Origin of the sequence: Marinisporobacter balticus (genome assembly GCF_004345705.1) — a bacterium.
GTDB classification, from domain to species: domain Bacteria; phylum Bacillota; class Clostridia; order Peptostreptococcales; family Thermotaleaceae; genus Marinisporobacter; species Marinisporobacter balticus.
The window spans coordinates 34,998-57,449 of record NZ_SLWV01000003.1 but is presented as its reverse complement, the minus strand read 5'-3'; the positions used below and the strand labels follow the sequence as shown (position 1 = coordinate 57,449).

The following is a 22,452-nucleotide window of genomic DNA, read 5'->3' as shown; positions in this document are numbered from 1 at the left end:
CCTTTAAAATTACGTTTAAATTTATTTTCCAAAGAACGGAAGCTTCATTCTTCCACCCTTTTTCATGTTTTTCTCCATGTCTGTAAATTGTTTCATCATTTTTTTTGTTTGTGCAAATTGTTTTAGAAGACCATTGACTTTATTAACCGTCATTCCACTTCCTTTAGCAATTCTTTTTCTTCTACTTCCATTGATCATAGAAGGGTTTTTTCTTTCCTCTTTTGTCATGGATTGAATCATTGCTTCTATATGAACAAACTCTTTTTCATTGATTTCTAAATTTTTCAATTGTTTACTATTTGCCCCTGGAATCATCTCCAGCAATTGACTCATAGGTCCCATATTTTTCATTTGTTGTAGTTGCTCTAAAAAATCTTCAAATGAAAACTCTTGACTTTTTATTCTCTTCTCTAATTCTTTTGCCTTTTTGGCATCAAAATTAACTTGCGCCTTTTCTATTAGGCTTAAAACATCACCCATTCCTAATATTCTTGAGGCCATTCGGTCAGGATGAAAAGCTTCTAACTCACTTAATTTTTCACCCATTCCAACAAATTTTATGGGTTTTTGTGTTACAGCACGGACAGATAAAGCTGCTCCACCCCTTGTATCACCATCTAGCTTCGTTAGGATCACACCATCAATCCCTAACTTTTCATTGAAGCGTTCTGCAACATTTACAGCATCTTGCCCTGTCATTGCATCTACAACTAATAAGATTTCTTGAGGATTTACTGTTTTTTTAATATCCTCTAATTCATCCATCAAATTTTCATCAATATGAAGTCGCCCTGCCGTATCTATAATTACAACATCATTGCTATGCTGATTTGCATGTTCAATACCAGCTTTTGCAATGTTTACAGGACTTATTTTGTCCCCCATAGAAAAAACAGGAATATCTAATTGTTTTCCTACAACTTGTAATTGTTTTATAGCAGCAGGTCTATAAATATCACCTGCAACGAGTAAAGGTCTTTTGCCCATTGTTTTTAAATATCCACCTAATTTACCACCTGTAGTGGTCTTACCAGCCCCCTGTAACCCCACTAACATGTAGACTGTAGGAGGTTTCGAAGAAAAAGTTAATTTGCTCTGAGTTGTTCCCATAAGTGCTGTCAACTCTTCATTAACAATTTTAATCACATGTTGCCCCGGCGTTAGACTTTCCATGACTTCTGCGCCAATAGCTCGTTCTTTTACTTTGTTGATAAAATCTTTAACCACTTTAAAGTTAACATCTGCTTCGAGTAATGCTAGCTTTACTTCTCTCATAGCTTCTTTTACATCTTTTTCTGTAAGTTTTCCTTTGCTTTTTAACTTCTTTAAAGCACCTTGAAGTTTATCTGCTAATCCTTCAAAAACCACTTTTCCACCTCCTCAAGAGCTATTTCTCCAATATATCATAAGAAAGCTTTTTGATTTTTTCTATTTCCTCTAATAAGACAGATTGCGTCTCTTTCAAATCCTTATCCTGCTCTATTTTTTCTGAAATTCGTAAAATTTCTTCAATTTGCTTTTTTGTCTCAATAAATTTATGCATCAACCCTAATTTTTCTTCATATTCAAATAGTAACTTTTCAGTTCTCTTTATTGTATCATATATAGCTTGTCTGCTAACACCTAATTGTTCTGATATTTCTCCTAAAGAAAGATCATAGCCATAATATAATTGCAACACTTCTTGTTGCTTCTTCGTCAGCAGTTGCCCATAGAAATCATATAAAAGACTCATTTGAAGTATTTTATCAAACATCATCACACTTCCTAAATGTAACTGTAAAGGTTTTTTGCTTTACAGATGTATTTTATACTACATTTCATAAACTGTCAACCTTTTTTTAGTTATCATCTCCAAATAATGCATTTACAAAATCCTGTGGCACAAATTTTTGTAAATCGTTTATGCCTTCTCCTACACCTATAAGTTTTACAGGAATATCTAGCTCCGAACTAATACCAAGAACAACGCCACCTTTTGCTGTTCCATCTAGCTTTGTTAATACAACACCTGTTATATCTGTAACTTCTTTAAAAACTTTTGCTTGTTGAATCGCATTTTGTCCAGTAGTCGCATCCAACACTAACAACACTTCTTTTGAAGCCTCAGGAAACTCTCTCTCTACAATCTTACCAACTTTTCCAAGTTCATTCATCAGATTTTTTTTATTATGAAGTCTTCCTGCTGTATCACAAATTAATACATCTATTTTCCTTGCTTTTGCAGATTGAATGGCATCATAGATTACAGCAGCTGTATCCGCACCCTCTTGATGTTTAATCACATCTACACCCACTCTATTTCCCCAGATTTCTAATTGATCAATGGCCGCTGCCCTAAATGTATCCCCTGCTGCTAATAATACTTTTTTTCCTTCTTCTTTGAATTGATATGCAATTTTTCCGATAGAAGTGGTTTTACCTGCGCCATTCACCCCTACCATAAGAATAATTGTAGGAGAAGAGTTTACATTCAATTCATTAGATTTCTCAATCTTCAATAAATCTGTTAAAATTTCTTTTAATAATCCTTTTAAATCTTCTGCTTCAGTAATCTTTCTCTCTTTTGCCAAGTTTCTTAATCGATCAATGATTTCCATCGTGGTATTGACTCCTGCATCTGAAGTAATCAATATTTCCTCAATTTCTTCAAATAATTCTTCATCCACTTTTTTATAGGTTTTTAATACTTGATCTACTTTACTCGTAATCCCTTGCCTTGTCTTCGTCAATCCTTTTTTTAGCTTGGCAAAAAAACCACCTTTTTCTTCAACAATTTCCTGCACTTTCTCTTCCGCTACATTCTGTTTTTGTGGTTCTTCTATTTTGTATTCTTGTACATTATCTCTTTTTTCCTCTTCTTGAATCCTATTTTCTGCTAACTTTTCAAATTCAATTTCGTTTGTTTCTTCTTTAATAACTTCTTCAGCAGCCTCCTTTTCTTCAACATTAGCACTTTCTCGCTTAGCCTCTACATTTTCATCTTTCTCTTTTTTTAATTTAGATAGTATTTTTTTAAACATTTTCATGCCTCCAATCTAGCTTGCTTTTTCAGTTAATTTAACAGATACCAATTTAGAAATCCCATGTTCTTGCATCGTCACACCATACAATACATCCACATTTTCCATCGTTCCTTTTCTATGCGTTACTACAATAAATTGTGTTTCATTTGAAAATTCTCTTAAAAACTCAGCATATCTATAAACATTCGCATCATCTAGTGCTGCCTCAATCTCGTCTAATATACAAAATGGTGTAGGCTTCACTTTTAGTATAGCAAACAACAATGCAATTGCTGTTAATGCACGTTCTCCTCCTGAAAGTAACGATAAATTTTGAAGTTTCTTACCTGGTGGTTGAGCAATAATTTCAATAGCTGAAGTTAATATTTCTTCTTCATCTGCTAGCCTAAGTTTTGCCTTTCCACCCCCAAATAGTTTTTTAAATACTTCATCAAAATTTTCTTTTATTTTGTCAAAGCAATGGGAAAATTGATTCTTCATTGTATGTTCCATTTCTTTGATAACTTTTTTGAGTGATTCCATAGCACTTGTCAAATCTTCTTTTTGGACAGTCAAGAATTCATATCTTTCCATTACTTCCTTATACTCTTCTATAGCACTAAAGTTCACACTTCCTAAATTTTTCATTTCATTTTTCAATACTTTGATACGTTTTGCTGATTCTGCTAGATGGATATTTTCTTTTTTATATTCTACAGCTTCAAGATAAGTAACTTCATAAGTCTCCCACAGCTTATTTCGGAAACTTTCCTGCTGCATTTCAAGTTTTGTAAGTTTTACTTCTATTTTGTAATGACTATCTTGTAATTCGGCCAAAATCCCATTTGTTTTCTTTAATTTTTCCTCTACTTCTCCAAAAGCTTTATAGACTTCTTTCTTTTTTGATTTTTCTTGTGCTAAATTGAATTCACATTGCTTTTTTAAAACATCCGCATCCTTCATTTCAATTTTAAATCGCTCTAGCTGTTCAAATAATGTTTCTTTATTTTTTATAAGTTCTTCAATTTCTATTTGCTTAGTGTGTTTTAAATCATCTAATTCTTTTATTTTTAATAGAGCGCCTTTTATATTTTGGTGGATATGTTCCTTGCTTTGCTCTATAGAAGCAATTTTGATCTTTACATTTGTTACTTCACTATTTAATTTTTCTTTTTGAATCTTTTCATCATCATAGTCATTTTTACTGCTAGACACCTCAGCTTGTATTGCTCTTTCATTTTTTTCTAATTCTTCTATTTCCTCTTTTTTGATTTTTATACTTTTTTGTATATCTTCATCATCCATACTTAGCTGGGCTATTTCCATATCAATCCGATGAATATTGTCAATATAATTTTTTATATCCTTCTCTAATTGATTCTTTTGATTTTTTATATTGATAAGCGCAATCTCTTTTTCTTTTAACAAATCCTCTTGATTGCTTAATGTATCTTTGAGCTTATCTAAATGCATTTCATTTTCTATCCTACGCTCATTTTCCTCTTTATATTTCAAATTCAACTGGTCAAGACTAATTTCTAATTCTTCAATTTCTCTTTTCCTACTTAGAATATTTAATGTTCTTGAATGATAGCTTCCTCCTGTTATAGCACCGCTAGGGTTGATCACATCTCCCTCTAAAGATACGATCTTATATTTATTTCCTGTTTTTTTAGAAAGGCATATACCATTTTCTATCTTATCAACAACTACAACTCTACCCAATAAATGCTGTAATATATTCTCACAAGATTCAGAAAAACTAATATTATCTATTGCACGTCCTAAAACTCCCTGTATCCCTTCAAGATCATCTTTTTTATAGAAATTTTTACTTTGAAATCTTTCCATCGGCAAGAAAGTTACCCTACCTAGCTTATTCTTCTTTAAATAATTAATTACACGATTGGCATCCAAAGTTTTTTCACATACTATATTTTGCATCGCACTGCCTAATGCAACCTCTATTGCAATTTCAAACCCTTTCGGAACATCTATTAGTTCTGCTACAACGCCAACTATTCCTTTTCCTAAAATCGCATCTTGTTTCGTATGAATGAGTGTTTGTTTGACGTTTTTGTTAAACCCCTCATATGCTTTTTCCATCTCTTCGAGTAGCTTTTTTCTTGTCTGTTTTTCTTGAATACTTTGCTTTAGTAATTCTCCTTTTTCTTTTACTTCCTTGTTCGCGTGATCTAATTTTTCAATCTCTAATGCTACTCGTTTTTTATCTTTTTTTAAATCTTCAAAACTCGTAGTTAGCCCATCGAATATTTCATGGACTTGATTTTCTTCTTTTATAAGCAAGTTTTTATTGTCTATTAAATTTTCTTTTTCTTTTTCAACTTGTTTTTTTCTCTTTATGATATTGTTTTGTAATGCAACAAGGCTATGTATTTCACTTTTTTTCGTTGCTGTTGTATTTAAAATTTCAATAACATTTCCCTTGGATTGTTCCATGTCTTCTTCTTTTTTTTCTAAGATACTACTTATTTTCTTTAAAGATTTTAATTGATCTTGTAAGATTCCTTTTGTATCCTTTAATAAAACATTTTCACTTTCCATATTTTTGTTCATTTCATCTAATTGCATCGTAAGTTGACGCTTATTTTCTTCTATTTCTTCAATTTCATGGTTTAATCTTCCATTATTCCTTGTAATATTCAATATTTTTTCATTACAAAGACCTAGCTCCCCTTCCTTTTTTTCTATTAGATGCATGGTTTCAAATATATTGTTTTGTAATTGATTGATTGATTCATCCAAAGCTTCAATTGCCTTTTTGTCTTTCTGATATTTTCTCTCAATTTCTTTTTTATCATCAGCATAACGATTTAGTTGATCAGAAATAATATTTTTCTGTTCTTTTAAAGCTTTTATATCATACTTTAATGTTTCTATTTCATGTATAAACAGATTAATCTCTGCATCCTTTAGTTCTCCCTGTATAGCCAAATAATTTTTCGTTTTTTCACTTTGCGCCTTTAGTGGCTCTATTCTTGATTTAAGTTCTCTAATAATATCATTCACTCTTAATAAATTTTGATTTGTATTTTCTAGTTTCTTTTCCGATTCTTCTTTCCTGCTTCTATATTTTACAATCCCAGCAGCCTCCTCAAAGAGAAGTCTCCTATTTCCTGATTTATTATTTAATATATCATCAATTCTACCTTGTCCAATACTAGAATAACCATCAACCCCTACACCAGTATCCATAAGCATTTCTTTAATATCTTTTAATCTACATAGTGATTTATTGATATAATATTCACTTTCTCCCGATCGATACACTCTTCTTGTTATTGTAACTTCTGAATAATCTACTGGAAGCTTATTTGATTCATTATTTAGAGTAATGGATACTTCTGCCATTCCAATGGGTTTTCTTTGCATGGTGCCTGCAAATATTACATCATCCATTCTACTTCCTCTTAATGTTTTAGCACTTTGTTCTCCTAAAACCCATCTTATCGCATCAGAAATATTGCTTTTCCCACTCCCATTAGGTCCTACAATTCCTGTAACACCTTTTTCAAACTCAACTTCAATTCTATCAGCAAAAGATTTAAAACCGTGTATCTCAATCTTTTTCAAGTACAAATGAAAACACCTCTTCTTTATTTATCTCTTCTAATCATTTTATCCTATACAAATATAGCTCAATTCACAATGCAATTTAAAAGCTATCTTCCTATTAGATATATTTTAAATTACATTATCAGCATATTGTTTCATGCTAAAGCTTAGCATCTCTTCACTTTCATTGCTTACTTTCATTTTTCCATTTTCTAAGCGATTATTCCTCGAAATCTTTATTCTTTTTATTTTATATTTATTTTTAATAAAATCCATATTTGTTTTTTTATGACCTACTAAACTTGAAATAGTTCGATCATTTACTTGTAATTCAAGCCATGATCTATTTTGAATCTCATGTTTTGAGAATAAATAGTCTAACATATCTTTAAAGATTTCTGATTCCACCAATTGTCTAAAAGAAGGATGAAAAGGGCCTGCAATCACTTCTTTCCCTAGCAAAATATTTTCAGTAGGCTGTAATCCTATTCTTATAACAGGTATTTCTTTTTTAAGAAACTTCAATAATAGCCCTTTAGAAATATCTGTTGCATCTTTTACAGATAAGGGTTTATATTTCCCTTCTAAATACATTTTTTCTAAGTAAGTATCTCTTACCACTAGCGTAGGGTATATTCTTACAAAGTCAGGTGATAAGGCAATAATCTTGTCAACCGTACAATTTGTTTTTTGCAAATGATCCCCTGGTAAGCCAATCATCATTTGCAGTCCTATTTTCACATCAAATTGCCGCATGATCTTTACCGCATTCATTACAGCTTCTTCAGTATGCCCTCTATCACTCTTTATGAGCACTTCATTGTCCATAGATTGAACCCCTAGTTCTACAATGGTTACCCCAAAACTTTTTAAAAATTCCATAATAGATACATTGATATAATCAGGTCTCGTTGATAATCGAATATCTTTTATCATGCCTCTTTTTTTCCATTTTGAAGCAATGGTCAAAAGTTCTTCCTGCTTGTGTTTCTCAATCCCTGTAAAACTTCCTCCAAAAAACGCTATTTCTACATGTTTCTTCTCAACATCCCCTATAGTAGCTACGTATTCTTCAATCTGAAATTCTACTTCTTTTGGTGTAATATCTGTGCTTAATCCTGTAATCTTTTTTTGATTACAAAATACACAATCAAATGGACAACCTTTATGAGGAACAAAGATAGGAATAATATAATGCGCCTTTGGCATTTTAAATCACCTTCTTTAATGCTTCTTTTGCTGCATTTTGTTCTGCTTCTTTTTTACTCTTTCCTGACCCGCATCCTGCAACATGACTTCCTATCTTTACATGCACATGGAAAACCTTGTTATGGTCTGGTCCTTCTTCATTTACTACTTCATACATGATTTTTTCCGTATTCATGCTTTGAATAACTTCTTGCAGGTGTGTTTTATAATCCTTAAAGACTTTCCCTTCAATCGCATTAACTATAGTATTTTCTAAGCTTTTTAAAACAAACTGTCTTGCTTTGTTAAGCCCACCATCTAAATAAATAGCACCAATAATGGATTCAAAAGCATCTGCAAGGATAGAAACTCTATCTCTTCCTCCTGTTACTTCTTCTCCTTTTCCTAATAAAAGATATTTCCCCATGTTCATAGCTACAGAGCAATTTGCTAACGACGGCTCACATACAATACTTGCACGAATTTTTGTTAATTCCCCTTCTTGTAACGTAGATAAATGATTATACAAATAATCACTGATCACAATACTTAATACTGAATCTCCCAAAAACTCTAATCGTTCATTATATTTCATATTTCTTTTTCTATTCTCATTGGCATATGAACTATGGGTTAATCCTTCGTTTAATAAATCAATATTTTCAAAGGTATATTGTAATTTTTCCATAAACGCCTTTAGTTCTTTTTTCCTATCCCTGTTTTCAATATACATGTACTTCCTCCTTTAAATTTATACCTTCGTGGTATTTATGCTCATTATTTATTGTACACTTTTTCCATGTATTTTAAAAGTTCTGATTTAGGCATAAACAAAAAGGTTATGAATAATAGAATAATAGGAAGCCCTATTCAGACTTCCTAATGATTTTTAATATTTTTTTAATATAATAGACGCGTTATGTCCACCAAAACCTAACGAATTAGATAAAGCATAGTTTACCACTTTTTTGCTTCCTTTATTTGGCGTATAATCTAAATCACACTCTGGATCTGGTGTTGTATAATTGATAGTAGGTGGTATATAATCCTCCATTAAAGCTAAAGTACACACAATCGCTTCTATGCCACCTGCAGCACCTAAGAGATGTCCTGTCATTGATTTTGTAGAACTTACAGACAATTTATATGCATGTTCTCCAAAAGCAGATTTTATTGCCATGCTCTCAAATTTATCATTTAATGGTGTTGATGTACCATGCGCATTAATATAATCTATATCCTCTGGTGTAATATTTGCATCTTTTATAGCATGTTTCATAGACATTGCAGCACCTTCTCCACCAGGAGCAGGAGATGTAATATGATACGCATCTGCGCTCATACCATACCCTACCATTTCTGCATAGATGTGCGCCCCACGGGCAAGTGCATGTTCTAATTCCTCAAGTATAAGCATTCCTGATCCCTCTCCCATTATAAAACCATCTCTATCTTTATCAAAAGGACGGCTTGCAGCTTTAGGATCATTATTTCTTGTTGACATCGCCTTCATTGAGCAAAAGCCTGCAACTGCACTTGGTGTAATAGAAGCTTCTGTTCCACCCGTAATCATAATATCTGCATCGCCTCTTTGGAGAATCTTAAATGCATCCCCAATTGCATTCGTTGACGAAGCACATGCTGTTACTACAGTTGTATTTGGACCCTTTGCACCAAAAGCTATAGATATTCTTCCAGCAGCCATATTCCCAATCATCATTGGGATAAAAAATGGACTCACTCTACCAGGTCCCTTATTAATTAATTTTTTATGTTCATTTTCTAGTGTTTCAAGCCCACCGATTCCAGAACCTATTACTACCCCGAATCGATCTTTATTGATTTTTTCTAAGTCAAGGGCTGCATCTTCTATTGCTAATTTACTCGCCGCAACACCAAACTGTGTAAAGCGGTCCATTCTCTTTGCTTCTTTTTTATCAATATAATCTGTTGGATCAAAATCCTTCACTTCTGCAGCAATTTGTGTATTAAAATCGGTTGCATCAAATCTTGATATCGTGTCTATCCCACATTCTCCTGTCTTTAGCGCATTAAAAAAGTTTTCTTTTCCAATACCGATAGGAGTAATAGCTCCAATTCCTGTAACAACTACTCTTCTCTTCAAGTTAAAAACCTCCCCTTTTATTCATTACCATCTATATAAAAATGATTTCATTTTATGAATGTCTAATTTCGTCCCGAATCGTTCGGGACGAATGAAACTTACTTATTTTCTTTAATATATTTTGTAATATCACCAATATTTTTGAATTTTTCCGCCTCTTCATCTGGAATCTCTATGTCAAATTCATCTTCTAAGGCCATAATAATTTCTACAGCATCTAATGAATCTGCCTCTAGATCCTTCATCAATGAAGTCTTAGGGGTAATATGATCTGCATTATCTAAACCTAATTGGTCCACCACAATTTCAACAATTTTTTCAAACATCCTCTATTCACCTCCTCTCGATTAAGGGCTACATTGCCATTCCACCATCTATATGAATCACTTGCCCTGTAACATATCTTGCTTTATCTGAACATAAAAATGCAACAACATTGGCAACATCTTCTGGCATTCCTAATTCTTTCATTGGTATTTGCTCCATAATTCCTTTTTTCACTTCATCAGATAAAATATCCGTCATATCTGTTTGAATAAATCCTGGAGCGATCGCATTTACATTAATTCCTCTTGATCCTAATTCTTTTGCGATAGATTTTGTAAACCCAATTATACCTGCTTTAGACGCTGCATAATTTGCTTGACCGCCGTTTCCTGTTACTCCTACAACAGATGCTACGTTCACAATTTTTCCACTTCTTTGTTTCATCATTTTTCTTGTTACTGCCTTTGTGCAGTTATATGTACCTTTTAGATTTATCGCCATTACTTGATCCCAATCTTCTTCTTTCATTTTCATAAGCAAACCATCACGCGTGATCCCTGCATTATTTACTAATATATCAATACTTCCAAATTGCTTCTCAATTCCCTTAATAAATTCTTGCACTTGCTCACTATTAGAAACATCTGCTTTTAATGCAATGGCGTCTCTTCCCATATCTTTTATCATCTTTACAACTTCCTCAGCCTTTTGGGGACTACTTGTATAGTTTACTACAACATTGGCTCCTAAGTCTGCCAATTTCAAAGCGATGGCTTTTCCTATCCCTCTAGACCCCCCTGTAACAATAGCAGTTTTTCCAGTCAAATTCATTGATTACACCTCCTACTAATTTGATAGATTCACCATTAAGTTTTCTACAGATTCACTGCTTTCCACATTATAAATGGCTACGCTTTTCTCTTGTTGTTTACTGATCTTTTTAATAAATTGGCTTAAAGATTTACCCGGTCCAATTTCTATAAAAGTGTCTATGCCATCTTCAAGCATTCGAATCACACTATCTTCCCATAAAACAGAATGGCTAACTTGTTTTACGAGTAAATCTATTACTTCTGATTTGTCTTTATAATAATCTGCATTGGCATTTGCAATCACTGGTATTTCTAAATCATTAATGATTACATTTTCTAGTTCTAGTGCCAGTTTTTCTCCAGCAGGCACAAGCATTGAACAATGAAAAGGAGCACTTACTGGAAGGATTACTGCTTTTTTTGCACCTATTCCCTTTGCAAATTCACACGCTTTCTCAACACCAGCTACTTCACCTGATATAACAATCTGTCCTGGACTATTAAAATTCGCCGCTTCCACAACACCAAATTCGCTTGCTTTTTCTAATGCTTTTTCTAGATCTTCTCTTTGCATCCCTAAAATTGCAGCCATTGTGCCTACCCCTAGTGGAACAGCTTCTTGCATATACTTTCCTCTTTTCTTCACAAGAGCAACTGCATCTTTAAAATCTATGCCTTTAGAAATAACAAGAGAAGCATATTCTCCTAAGCTCAGTCCTGCACTTAAGTCTGCTTTTATTCCCTTTTCCTCAAGTACTTTTGCAATCGCAATGCATGTAGTAAGGATTGCTGGCTGCGTATTTTCTGTTTTCTTTAAATCTTCTTCTGGTCCTTCAAAACACATTTTTTTCATATCATAACCAATTGCTTCACTTGCCTCTTCAAATATTTTATTTGCTATTTCAAATTTTTCCACAATATCTTTTCCCATTCCCACATATTGAGCGCCTTGTCCTGGGAATACAAAAGCAATTCTCGACATTTTCTTCACTCCTTATTTCCATAAATATTTTATTGATTGATAGGTTTGTGCTGTATGGTGCATCATTTCATCAATAATTTCTTTACAACTCTTTATATCATTTACAAGACCTGCAATTTGCCCTGACATAACAGACCCATTTTCAATATCTCCATCAACAGCAGCATTTTTTAGCTTCCCTGCACCTAATTTTTCTAATTCCTCCATGCTTACACCTGATTTTTCTAATTTATCAAATTCCTTGGATAATTTATTTTTCATAACGCGAACAGGATGTCCTGTACTTCTCCCTGTCACAACAGTATCCCGATCTTTTGCTTTTAAAATCATTTCTTTATATTTATCATGCACTCCACACTCTTTTGAACATACAAATCTAGTCCCTACTTGAACCCCTTGTGCGCCTAGTGAAAAAACTGCTAGCATACCTCTTCCATCTGCAACACCGCCTGCAGCAATCACTGGAATTTTCACTACATCTGCTACTTGAGGTACCAGTACCATTGTGGTCAATTCTCCTATATGTCCTCCAGCTTCTGTTCCTTCAACAATCACTGCATCTGCCCCAGCTTTCTCTACCCTTTTTGCAAGCGCTACTGAAGGGACTACAGGGATCACTTTTGTATTTATATTTTTTAGAGCTATCATATATTTCCCTGGATTTCCAGCTCCAGTCGTAATCACAGGGATTTTTTCTGAAATAACTAGATCCATTATTTCATCAACATAGGGTGATAAAAGCATTACATTCATCCCATAAGGCTTATCCGTTAAAGTTTTTATTTTTTCTACTTCCTTTTTTATGATCTCAGCAGGCGCATTTCCTGCAGCAATAATCCCAAGTCCCCCTGCATTAGAAACTGCTGCGGCAAGTTCTGCCGTAGAAATCCACGCCATAGCTCCCTGAATAATCGGATATTTTATATTTAATAATTTACACAAATTTGAATCAGTCATACACGCACCCCTTTAAGCAAACTATTTATTCCATCTAATTACACTTGCTCCCCAAGTAAGTCCCGCACCAAATCCTACCAATAATACTAAATCACCTTTTTTAATTGCACCTTGCTTTATAGCTTCATCTAATGCAATGGGTACTGAAGCTGCCGATGTATTTGCCACTTTATCTAAATTTACATATACTTTTTCTATATCTAATTTTAATTTTTTCATAGCTGAGTTTATAATTCTTGTATTCGCCTGATGTGGTACAAGGTAATCTATATCTTCAATATCATGCCCACTTAATTTTAGTGCTTCTAAAGAAGCTTTATGCATGGCTCTAACAGCAAACTTAAACACTTCACTGCCATCCATTTTGATGTAGTTAAGTCTTTCTTCAATGCTACTAACAGATAATGGGATCTTCGATCCACCAGCTGGAATGTTTAAGAATTTCCCACCTTCTCCATTTGCGCCCATATGCTCTGAAAGCATTCCCATGCCTTCTTTTGTTTCACCTAATACTACTGCACCAGCACCATCTCCGAATAATACACAAGTATTACGGTCACTCCAATCAACAAATTTCGATAGCACCTCAGCACCAATTACTAAAACTTTTTTATACATACCTGTAGCAATGAATTGTTTCCCAACCGTTAAACTATATATAAAACCTGAACATCCTGCCTCTAAGTCAAAAGCCGCTGCATTTTTTGCACCAATATTATTTTGCACAATACAAGCTGTTGCAGGAATCAACATATCTGGTGTAAGTGTAGCTAAGATAATTAAATCAATTTCTTCTGCTGAAACATTCGCATCCTCTAAAGCTTTTAAGGCTGCTTTTGTAGCTAAATCAGAAGTAGCTGTGTCTTTATCCGCAATACGCCTTTCTTTAATCCCCGTTCTTGTAACAATCCATTCATCAGATGTATCTACCATTTTTTCAATATCATGATTTGTAATGATTTTTTCTGGCAAATAACTTCCTGTTCCTAATATGCCTACTGGTCTAAGTTGGTTCCCCATTTTCTTCATCTCCTATTCTATTGATTTCCTTATTTATTACGCTCACAACTTCTCTTTCCACAAAAACTTTCGCTTGTTTAATTGCATTTTTTATGGCTTTTGCATTAGAACTTCCATGGGCTTTAATCACAGCCCCTTTCACGCCTAAAAGTGGCGCACCTCCATATTCAGTATAATCAAGATTTTTTTTAAATGCTTTAAGCGATGCTTTGAGGAGTAATGCTGCCAGTTTATTTTTCGTATTTTTTGTAAGTATTTCTTTAAGCATGGACATGATTGTCATCCCTACACCTTCGGTAAGTTTTAGAATCACATTTCCTACAAATCCATCACATACAATTACATCCACAATACCATTTGGAAGATCCCTTGCTTCCACATTTCCATAAAAATTAAAATCTGTTTTTGAAAACAATTCAAAAGATTCTTTAACTAGCGGTGTACCTTTTCCTGGTTCTGTTCCGATATTAACCAATCCTATAGAAGGATTTTCCTTTCCTAACACCTTATCAGTATAAACAGAACCCATCAGTCCAAATTCAAGGAGATTTCTAGATTTACACTCAGCATTTGCTCCTGCATCTACCAATAACGAAATCCCTTTAGACGTTGGATATACTGAAGCAATAGCTGGTCTATCTACCCCTTTAATTCTTCCTAATCTAAATAAGCTTCCAGCAAGGAGTGCTCCTGTATTTCCAGCAGAAATAAAAGCATCCACTTCCCCATTTTTCAAAAGGTTTAATCCTACAATCATAGATGCATCTTTTTTCTGTTTTACGGCCTGTACAGGTTTGTCTTCATTGGTTATAATTTCTGATGCATGTATAATATGTAACTTAGTATGATCAAAATTGTATCCTTTTAAAGCTTCCTCTAATTTTTCTTTTTGTCCTGTCAAAAAGATTTCCACATCTAGTTCATTTATTGCGTCAAGACAACCTTTAACAACCTCTTTTGGTGCATGATCCCCACCCATTCCATCGACTGCTATTCTCACAATAATCACCTCTTATTCTTCCTCTATAGATACAAGAATAAATTTCCCTCTAAAAACTTGTTCACTTTTTACATATATTTTCACATGTACAAAATATTTATTTCCTCTAATCTTTACAACTTCTGCTTTTGCTACTAATTTTTCTCCTAGCAAAACAGGTGTTTTGTATTTCATATTTGCAACACCTGTAAGTGCAACCTTTGCATTGATTACAGCCATTGCTAGAGATTCAGCCACTGAAAATATAAGATGACCTCTCACAACTTTTGTTCTCTTAAAAGCCATTTCTTGTGTCGTTTGCAGTATAGAAATACCACTTTGATTAAGATTTAAATCAATCAGTTCACCAATTATTTCTGATTTTCCTAAACTTATAACCTTAGAATAATTTTTCTGCGCAACATTTTTAATTCTTTCTCTTAATTCAGGAATTCCTAGTTCTAATCTATCTAACCGTATGGTTTGTATGCTAACATGAAAATGTTCACTCAGTTCTTCATCTGTAACAAAAGGTTTAGTCTCTATCTTTTCTAATAATTCTGATTGCCTCACTTTTTTTAGTTTTTTCTTATTAGGCATTGTTTCCACCTCTTTTAGCACTTGTATTTAGTACCTGCTATTAATAATTAGTATATATTATTTTATTTCATAAATCAACTATCTTATGTTTACTTTTTCTCTTAAAAACAAAAAAAATAGTAATGATGGAATTCATCATTACTATTTTTTATTACTTAACTTCCATTACCTCTTTGTCATGGTAGAAACCACATTTTTTACATACTCGATGTTGTAATTTTGGCTCATGACATTGTGGGCATTCAACAAGATTAGGACTTGTCATTTTTATATTTGATGCTCTTCTTTTATCTCTTCTTGCTTTGGATGTTTTACGCTTAGGTACAGCCATTATTTCCACCTCCTTAAGTTATTGTAGCAAATCTTTTAGTTTAGCAAGTCTAGGATCAATCTCATCTTTTTCACAATCACATGCTTGTTCATTAAGATTTTTTCCACAGACCAAACATAGGCCTTTACAATTTTCGTCACAGATAATCTTCATAGGAAGAGACAAAATTAAAGTATTTTCCATTATTTCTGAAATATCAATCATATTGTTCTTTATCAGAAAGTATTCATCTACTTCAGCCTTTGGAGAATGCTCTTTAATTAGTTTTTCATGAACTTCACCAATAATTTTTTGTTGAAACTTTTTTAAGCATCTACAACAGCTATACTCAGCCATACTTTCAACTATACCTTTTATATATATGTCTCCGTTTGCATCATAGGCTTTTCCTTTAAACACAACCGGAGTAACTAGTGGTATCTCATCACCAAAATAACTAAGGACTCTAATCTTGTCTTCTATCTCTAGGTCCACTTCTTTAAGTTGTCCCTCTACTATTTCTGCTAAACTGACTTTCATTCATTTCACCTCATCATATTAACAGATTTAATTATACAAATGGAACACTTATTTGTCAAGCTAAAATACTTGATAGGTATTGATTATAATAATGCTTGTGTATCTTTTGCAATCATTAATTCTTCATTTGTCGGAATAACAAGGACTTTTACTTTTGAATCCGCTGTACTTATTAAAGTGTCCTTACCTCTAACATTATTTTTCTCAGAATCTATTTTAACTCCCATAAATTCTAACCCTTTACAGATTTCTTCTCTATTGGCAATAGAATTTTCTCCTAATCCTGCTGTAAATACAATAACATCTACCCCACCTAATTCCGCTGCATAAGAGCCAATATATTTTTTAACACGCTTATCGAATGCATCCAGAGCAAGTTGTGCTCTTTCATTTCCTTCTTTTGCAGCATTTTCTATATCTCTAAAGTCACTGCTTACGCCAGAAATACCGAATACACCAGATTTTTTATTCATTAAATCATTTATACCCGTAGTATCTAGATTTTCCTTATCCATGATAAATGTAACTATGGCTGGATCTATATCCCCACATCTAGTTCCCATTACAAGTCCTTCAAGTGGTGTAAATCCCATACTTGTATCCATACATTTTCCACCATCAATCGCAGCTAAACTTGCACCATTGCCTAAGTGACATGTAATCATTTTTAAATCTTCCAATTTTTCTCCAATAAACTCTGCCGCTCTTTGTGATACATATCTATGGCTTGTTCCATGGAATCCATATTTACGAATAGCATATTTTTCATAAAGCTCATATGGTAATGGATATATGTAAGATGATTTAGGCATTGTTTGATGAAATGCTGTATCAAATACACCAACCATTGGCGTATCTTCCATTAGTTCTTTACAAGCAGCAATTCCCATAAGATTTGCTGGATTGTGAAGTGGTGCTAATTCAATACATTCTTCTAATGCATTGATTACTTCATCAGTAATAATTACAGATCCACTAAATTTCTCTCCTGCATGAACAACGCGGTGTCCTACTGCACCAATCTCTTTCATATCTTTAATTGCACCATGTTTTTCATCTACAAGTGCGTCTAGTACAAGTCCTATTGCCACTTTATGATCTGGCATAGGTCTTTCTATAACAACCTTGTCTTTTCCTAGAATTTCATGCTTAAGCACAGAACCTTCTATCCCTATTCTTTCTACTAAACCTTTTGCAAGTATGCTTTCATCACGCATATTAATCAATTGATATTTCAGTGATGAACTACCACAGTTAATAACTAATACATTCATTTAAACATCCTCCTTAATATATTTTTATAGGATAAATTTTTTAAAAATATCAATACATTTTCTATTCTACCATTTTTTTTATAATTTAGTACAGGATTTTTTTAAGTGCGATAAATATTTTTATATTTTTTTGATATTATTAGCTAAATTTAGTAATATTATAAATAACTTTATTATTTAGGAGGATATAAAATGAAAGTGCTAGGACTTATAACTGAATATAATCCTTTTCATAATGGTCATAAATATCATCTTGAAACATCAATTAAACAAACGAATGCTACCCATACAGTCGTCGTAATGAGTGGCAATTTTTTACAAAGAGGCGAGCCTGCTATAACAAACAAATGGGTACGCGCTGAAATGGCTGTAAGAGAGGGCGCTGATTTAGTTATTGAAATGCCTGTATCTTATGCATGCAACAGTGCCGAGTTTTTTTCTTACGGCGGTGTATCTTTATTGAACAACTTAAATGCCGTGGATACCATGAGCTTCGGTAGTGAAGCTGGTGACATTCATAAATTAAAATTAATCTCACAAATTCTTGCAAATGAACCCCAACAATACAAAGAAAATTTAAAATCATTTTTATCAGAAGGCATTTCTTTTCCACGCGCCCGTGAAAAAGCATTAGATAAATATTTTTCTAATGAACATTTAAATGATATTCTCCATTCTCCCAATAACATTCTTGGTATTGAGTACATAAAAAGCTTGATCAAGTTAAAGAGCCCAATCATACCCTATACCTTTACAAGAATCAAAGCGCATTACCATTCAGAAAAAATACAAGCTAATATCTGTAGTGCTACTGCCATAAGAGCCTATCTTTCTGAGACGGATCATAAGATTTCTCATTTAACAAATGTAATGCCTATGCCAAGTTTTCATCTCTTACAAAAATGTATTGCAGATGGCTTTGGTCCTATTCATTATGATGCTTTTGATAAACTTATTTTATATACGCTTCGCACATGTTCTAAGTCTAACCTTAAAATGATTATGGATGTAACCGAGGGGCTTGAAAATAGAATAAAAGAAGCGTCTTTAAAGGCAGTAAATTTACAAGAACTACTTCATTTATCCAAAACAAAAAGATATACCCGCACCCGATTGCAAAGAATTTTTATCCACGCCCTATTAGGCATACACAAAGTACACATTGATCAATTTAATCAATCTGGTGGCCCCCGGTACGCGCGCATCCTTGCTTTTTCAGAAAAAGGAAGAGTGTTGTTAAAAAAATTAAAAAAAACATCTCAAATACCTATTTTAACAAATATCAATAAGCAAAATCTCGATGATCCTATTGCAAGGCAGATGCTTTCTTTTGATACTTTAGCAACAGATATCTATAATCTAGTATATCCTAAAGTCATGCATCAAATTGGGGGTAGCGATTTTTATAAGAAACCGTATTATTATTCCCCCACTAAGTACTAAACTTTTTATTTTAAAAATATATATATCAATATATATCTTTTTATCAGGGGGAAAAATATGCGATTACTTGTGATTGTGTTCATGGTCATTTTTATACTTTATAGATTGCGCAATCGATCTATTTTCTCTGAAATCAAACATTTTGTTTTAATCATAATTGTCTTTTTCTTAGTGATCAACATCATAAAATACCCGCAACAATCTTTTGATGCTGCAAAGTTAGGTGTAGATACTTGGTTTAATATTGTTTTTCCTGCTCTTTTACCTTTTTTTATTGGCGCAGAGTTGCTCATTGGATTAGGTGTAGTAAATTTCTTAGGCATTCTTTTAGAACCTATTATCCGGCCTCTTTTTAATGTATCCGGTGAAGGTGCCTTTGTTTTAGCCATGAGTATCACATCTGGCTATCCTATAGGGGTTAAATTAATCACACAACTTAGAAACCAAGAACGCTTCGACAAATTTGAAGCCCAAAGACTTCTATCTTTTTGTAGTACATCCGGTCCTTTATTTATGATTAGCGCCGTTTCTATTGGTATGTTTCATAATCCTCAGTTAGGTACGGTCATTACCATATCTCATTATCTAGGCGCAATTGCAACAGGTATTCTTTTTCGATTTTATAAATTCAAATATAAAAATTCCCTTTCAAACAACATAAAAAAAAGGTATCTAAAAAGAGCCTTTCAAGAAATGTTTCAAACAACACAAAGTAATGAAAAGACATTCGGTGCTTTGCTAGGTAGCGCTGTGAAAAATTCTGTAGAGACCCTTTTTGTTATTGGAGGCTTTATTGTTCTTTTTTCAGTAGTTATTAAAATATTAACAACAATAGGAATCATACACATAATTTCATTTTTTTTTCAAAACATTTTATCCATTTTCCACTTTCAAGCATCAACAGGTGGAGCCCTTATAAGTGGGATTTTTGAAATAACTATGGGTTGTAAGCTTCTTTCTGAAACCCCTGGAATTCCATTTATAGAGCAAGCTGTTTTGGCTACAATAATTATTTCTTGGAGTGGCTTATCCATTCATGCACAATCTGCTAGCTTAATCAGTAAGACAGATTTAAATACAGGCATCTATATTTTTTCAAAATTTATTCATTCCATATTTTCTGGTTTTTTTGTGCTTATCATCGTTCCAGTAACCCATACTATGTTTAACCACATCAATACACCTGTTTTTTTAAACCAATCATCAAAATTAGTCAACTTTACTTGGACTTCAAAAATATTATTTTCATCAAAGCTATTTCTTAGCATGACCATATTTATTGCCATTGTAGCCATCCTATTTCAGACCCTTTTTTTGGGGATATGGTCTGTTAAAAATACGCGCAAAAAGAAATGAAGGAATCTATCCCTTCATTCCTTTTAACTCTTTTCTATTTCTATTTATAGTTGCTAATATCTCTTCAAGATTTTTTTCTATACCTCCTAATAATTCATCCGTATATTGCCTTGCCCCAAGTCTAATTTCCTTCGCATTTATTTGAGCTTGAGAAATTATTTCTTCGGACATTTTTTGTGCTTCTTTTGTAATTTCATCTTTTTCTACCATTTCTTCAATATGTACCTTTGCATTGTGCATAACTGAGTCTGCTTCTTTTTGCGCCTCTATTAAGATTCTTTGTCTTTCTTCTTTTATCCATTGAGCCTGCTTCACTTCGTCTGGTAATTGAATTCTTATTTCCTTTATGATATCAAGAATTTCTTCCTTGTCTATAAATGTTTTACCAGCAAATGGAATAGACGAGCTACTTTCAATAATATCCTCCAATTCATCTAATAGACGCAATGCATTCATTTATATCCCCCCTTGTTATCCTATTCATATTTTTTCTCCAATGCTTTTTTCACTTTATCAGGAACTAATCCATCAATACATCCTTTAAATTTAAAAGTTTCTTTTATGATACTCGAGCTAAGATATGAAAACTCACTACTCGTCATCATAAATATGGTTTCAACTTCAGGATTTAGCTTTTTATTCATTAACGCCATTTGAAATTCATACTCAAAATCCGAAACTGCTCTTAAGCCCTTAACAATTGCATTTATTCTTTTTTCTTTTACATAATCAACTAATAATCCTGAAAAACAATCAATCTCAATATTCGGTATGTCTTTTGTCACTTCTCTTAATAATGTAATTCTTTCTTCAACACTAAAAAGTGGGTTTTTACTCGGATTATAAAGCACTGCCACAATAACCTTGTCCATCATTTTTGAAGTTCTCTTTATAATATCCAAATGTCCATTCGTAACTGGGTCAAAGCTCCCTGGACATACTGCTGTTTTCATTTTTATGCCTCCCCTGCGTAAATGGTTATGCGTGTATTTCCATATTTTTTTTCTTTTACTTTTATAAATCTTCCTATCTGATCAGGCAAAAGGTCTTTCAGGTCATGCTCCACCACAATAATACCTTCTTCATTTAAGATTTCTTCTGTATTTATAGCATGAATACAGGGTACAATAAATCCCTTTAGGTAAGGTGGATCCATAAAGATCACATCAACCTTATTTTCACTTAAAGAACATTCTTTGATTGCCTTTTGCACTTCACGAAATAAGATGATACTTTCTTGTTCGAAACCTGCCTGTTTAACATTCTCTTTTATTACTTCTATACTATTTTTATTACTATCTATAAAATAAACTTTCTGTGCACCCCTACTTAAAGCTTCAATGCCTAAGCCGCCAGTACCTGCAAAAAGGTCTAAAATAATGCTATCTATAATATACGGATTAATCATACTAAAAATAGATTCTTTTACTCTATCTGTAGTTGGTCGCGTTTCTAATCCTTTTGGAGATTTTAGTTTCATGCCCTTTACCAAACCTGCAATTACTCTCACGTACAACTCGCTCCTTTCAATAAATATATTTTAGCACATAAGTAAATGATTCACAAACATCTTAAAATATTTTACAAATATGATGCATAATACTCATAATGCTAAGCCATATTATATATGAACCTATAAAAATATAATTCCCCTTAGAGCTCTTTCTTCATTTCTCATCTCCCTAAATACTGGTGAACTTCCACCAGTATTTTTTTAGATGTTTTTTTCTTATTCTTAAATAATAAAGAAGAGATACTATTTCATCTCTTCTTTATTATTTATATATATTATTTTTATTTACCAGACATTTGTTGTTCAGCCATTTCCACTAATTTTTTAGTCATATATCCGCCTACATAACCATTTTGTCTAGCTGTTAAATTTCCTTTATCGGCTGTTTGATAGTTACTTAATCCCAATTCATTAGCGATTTCATATTTCATTTGATTTAATGCCGCTTTTGCTTCAGGAACTACCTTTGTATTGTTATTTGCCATTGTTTTTCACCTCCTTTTTT

At 32.9% G+C, this 22,452-nt stretch carries 23 protein-coding genes; 2 read left to right on the top strand and 21 right to left on the bottom strand.

Annotated elements, in window-relative coordinates; translation table 11 throughout:
* Positions 1 to 21 precede the first annotated feature (21 nt).
* From ffh to EV214_RS03150, 17 genes are all read right to left on the bottom strand, one after another.
* The gene (ffh, locus tag EV214_RS03230; protein WP_132242665.1) at positions 22 to 1,368 is read right to left on the bottom strand and encodes a signal recognition particle protein; all 1,347 of its coding nucleotides are present in this window, start codon (positions 1,366 to 1,368) and stop codon (positions 22 to 24) included.
* 19 nt (positions 1,369 to 1,387) lie between these two features.
* Positions 1,388 to 1,756: a YlxM family DNA-binding protein gene (gene ylxM, locus EV214_RS03225; RefSeq protein WP_132242663.1), complete on the bottom strand. Its 369-nt coding sequence runs from the start codon at positions 1,754 to 1,756 to the stop codon at positions 1,388 to 1,390.
* A gap of 85 nt (positions 1,757 to 1,841) precedes the next feature.
* A complete protein-coding gene (ftsY, locus tag EV214_RS03220; RefSeq protein ID WP_132242661.1) occupies positions 1,842 to 3,023 on the bottom strand; it encodes a signal recognition particle-docking protein FtsY in 1,182 nt (393 codons plus the stop codon).
* Positions 3,024 to 3,038: 15 nt separating this feature from the next.
* Entirely contained in the window at positions 3,039 to 6,605 is a 3,567-nt protein-coding gene (smc, locus tag EV214_RS03215) for a chromosome segregation protein SMC (RefSeq protein ID WP_165916197.1), read from the bottom strand.
* 105 nt (positions 6,606 to 6,710) lie between these two features.
* Positions 6,711 to 7,790, bottom strand: a complete 1,080-nt coding sequence (locus tag EV214_RS03210) for an elongator complex protein 3 (protein WP_132242657.1) — start codon at positions 7,788 to 7,790, stop codon at positions 6,711 to 6,713.
* Between the two features lies 1 nt (position 7,791).
* A complete protein-coding gene (gene rnc, locus EV214_RS03205) occupies positions 7,792 to 8,502 on the bottom strand; it encodes a ribonuclease III (protein ID WP_132242655.1) in 711 nt (236 codons plus the stop codon).
* A 156-nt stretch (positions 8,503 to 8,658) separates the two neighbouring features.
* The gene (gene fabF, locus EV214_RS03200) at positions 8,659 to 9,894 is read right to left on the bottom strand and encodes a beta-ketoacyl-ACP synthase II (RefSeq protein ID WP_132242653.1); all 1,236 of its coding nucleotides are present in this window, start codon (positions 9,892 to 9,894) and stop codon (positions 8,659 to 8,661) included.
* 98 nt (positions 9,895 to 9,992) lie between these two features.
* Positions 9,993 to 10,220: an acyl carrier protein gene (acpP, locus tag EV214_RS03195; RefSeq protein WP_132242651.1), complete on the bottom strand. Its 228-nt coding sequence runs from the start codon at positions 10,218 to 10,220 to the stop codon at positions 9,993 to 9,995.
* Between the two features lie 28 nt (positions 10,221 to 10,248).
* Complete coding sequence (fabG, locus tag EV214_RS03190) at positions 10,249 to 10,992, bottom strand: 3-oxoacyl-[acyl-carrier-protein] reductase (protein WP_132242649.1); 744 nt, start codon at positions 10,990 to 10,992, stop codon at positions 10,249 to 10,251.
* A 15-nt stretch (positions 10,993 to 11,007) separates the two neighbouring features.
* Complete coding sequence (fabD, locus tag EV214_RS03185) at positions 11,008 to 11,955, bottom strand: ACP S-malonyltransferase (protein ID WP_132242646.1); 948 nt, start codon at positions 11,953 to 11,955, stop codon at positions 11,008 to 11,010.
* A 12-nt stretch (positions 11,956 to 11,967) separates the two neighbouring features.
* Complete coding sequence (fabK, locus tag EV214_RS03180; protein ID WP_132242644.1) at positions 11,968 to 12,912, bottom strand: enoyl-[acyl-carrier-protein] reductase FabK; 945 nt, start codon at positions 12,910 to 12,912, stop codon at positions 11,968 to 11,970.
* Positions 12,913 to 12,933: 21 nt separating this feature from the next.
* The gene (locus EV214_RS03175) at positions 12,934 to 13,932 is read right to left on the bottom strand and encodes a beta-ketoacyl-ACP synthase III (RefSeq protein ID WP_132242642.1); all 999 of its coding nucleotides are present in this window, start codon (positions 13,930 to 13,932) and stop codon (positions 12,934 to 12,936) included.
* Positions 13,916 to 14,932 (bottom strand): phosphate acyltransferase PlsX, encoded by a 1,017-nt coding sequence (gene plsX / locus EV214_RS03170; RefSeq protein WP_132243026.1) that lies wholly within the window; start codon positions 14,930 to 14,932, stop codon positions 13,916 to 13,918. The genes EV214_RS03175 and plsX overlap by 17 nt, the downstream gene beginning before the upstream one ends.
* A 12-nt stretch (positions 14,933 to 14,944) precedes the next feature.
* Positions 14,945 to 15,511, bottom strand: coding sequence for a transcription factor FapR (fapR, locus tag EV214_RS03165; RefSeq protein ID WP_132242640.1), 567 nt, complete (start codon positions 15,509 to 15,511; stop codon positions 14,945 to 14,947).
* Between the two features lie 151 nt (positions 15,512 to 15,662).
* Positions 15,663 to 15,842, bottom strand: a complete 180-nt coding sequence (gene rpmF, locus EV214_RS03160; RefSeq protein ID WP_132242638.1) for a 50S ribosomal protein L32 — start codon at positions 15,840 to 15,842, stop codon at positions 15,663 to 15,665.
* An 18-nt stretch (positions 15,843 to 15,860) separates the two neighbouring features.
* Positions 15,861 to 16,361, bottom strand: a complete 501-nt coding sequence (locus tag EV214_RS03155) for a YceD family protein (RefSeq protein ID WP_132242636.1) — start codon at positions 16,359 to 16,361, stop codon at positions 15,861 to 15,863.
* Positions 16,362 to 16,444: 83 nt separating this feature from the next.
* Positions 16,445 to 17,635: an acetate/propionate family kinase gene (locus EV214_RS03150; protein ID WP_132242634.1), complete on the bottom strand. Its 1,191-nt coding sequence runs from the start codon at positions 17,633 to 17,635 to the stop codon at positions 16,445 to 16,447.
* A 192-nt stretch (positions 17,636 to 17,827) separates the two neighbouring features.
* Between EV214_RS03150 and EV214_RS03145 the strand changes: the two genes are divergently transcribed.
* Together EV214_RS03145 and ylbJ are read left to right on the top strand one after the other, a co-directional pair.
* Complete coding sequence (locus EV214_RS03145; protein ID WP_132242632.1) at positions 17,828 to 19,078, top strand: nucleotidyltransferase; 1,251 nt, start codon at positions 17,828 to 17,830, stop codon at positions 19,076 to 19,078.
* A gap of 57 nt (positions 19,079 to 19,135) precedes the next feature.
* Positions 19,136 to 20,434 carry a sporulation integral membrane protein YlbJ gene (gene ylbJ / locus EV214_RS03140; protein WP_132242630.1) on the top strand — a complete coding sequence of 433 codons (1,299 nt, stop codon included), beginning with the start codon at positions 19,136 to 19,138 and terminating at the stop codon, positions 20,432 to 20,434.
* A gap of 6 nt (positions 20,435 to 20,440) precedes the next feature.
* On the opposite strand, the gene EV214_RS03135 is transcribed toward ylbJ, so the two are convergent.
* The 4 genes from EV214_RS03135 to EV214_RS03120 all read right to left on the bottom strand — a co-directional run bounded on the left by EV214_RS03135 (position 20,441) and on the right by EV214_RS03120 (position 22,432).
* Positions 20,441 to 20,890: a V-type ATP synthase subunit E family protein gene (locus tag EV214_RS03135; protein ID WP_132242628.1), complete on the bottom strand. Its 450-nt coding sequence runs from the start codon at positions 20,888 to 20,890 to the stop codon at positions 20,441 to 20,443.
* 20 nt (positions 20,891 to 20,910) lie between these two features.
* Positions 20,911 to 21,387 (bottom strand): pantetheine-phosphate adenylyltransferase, encoded by a 477-nt coding sequence (coaD, locus tag EV214_RS03130; RefSeq protein ID WP_132242626.1) that lies wholly within the window; start codon positions 21,385 to 21,387, stop codon positions 20,911 to 20,913.
* Positions 21,388 to 21,389: 2 nt separating this feature from the next.
* Entirely contained in the window at positions 21,390 to 21,944 is a 555-nt protein-coding gene (gene rsmD, locus EV214_RS03125) for a 16S rRNA (guanine(966)-N(2))-methyltransferase RsmD (protein ID WP_132242624.1), read from the bottom strand.
* Between the two features lie 284 nt (positions 21,945 to 22,228).
* Positions 22,229 to 22,432: an alpha/beta-type small acid-soluble spore protein gene (locus EV214_RS03120; RefSeq protein ID WP_132242622.1), complete on the bottom strand. Its 204-nt coding sequence runs from the start codon at positions 22,430 to 22,432 to the stop codon at positions 22,229 to 22,231.
* Between the last annotated feature and the right edge of the window lie 20 nt (positions 22,433 to 22,452).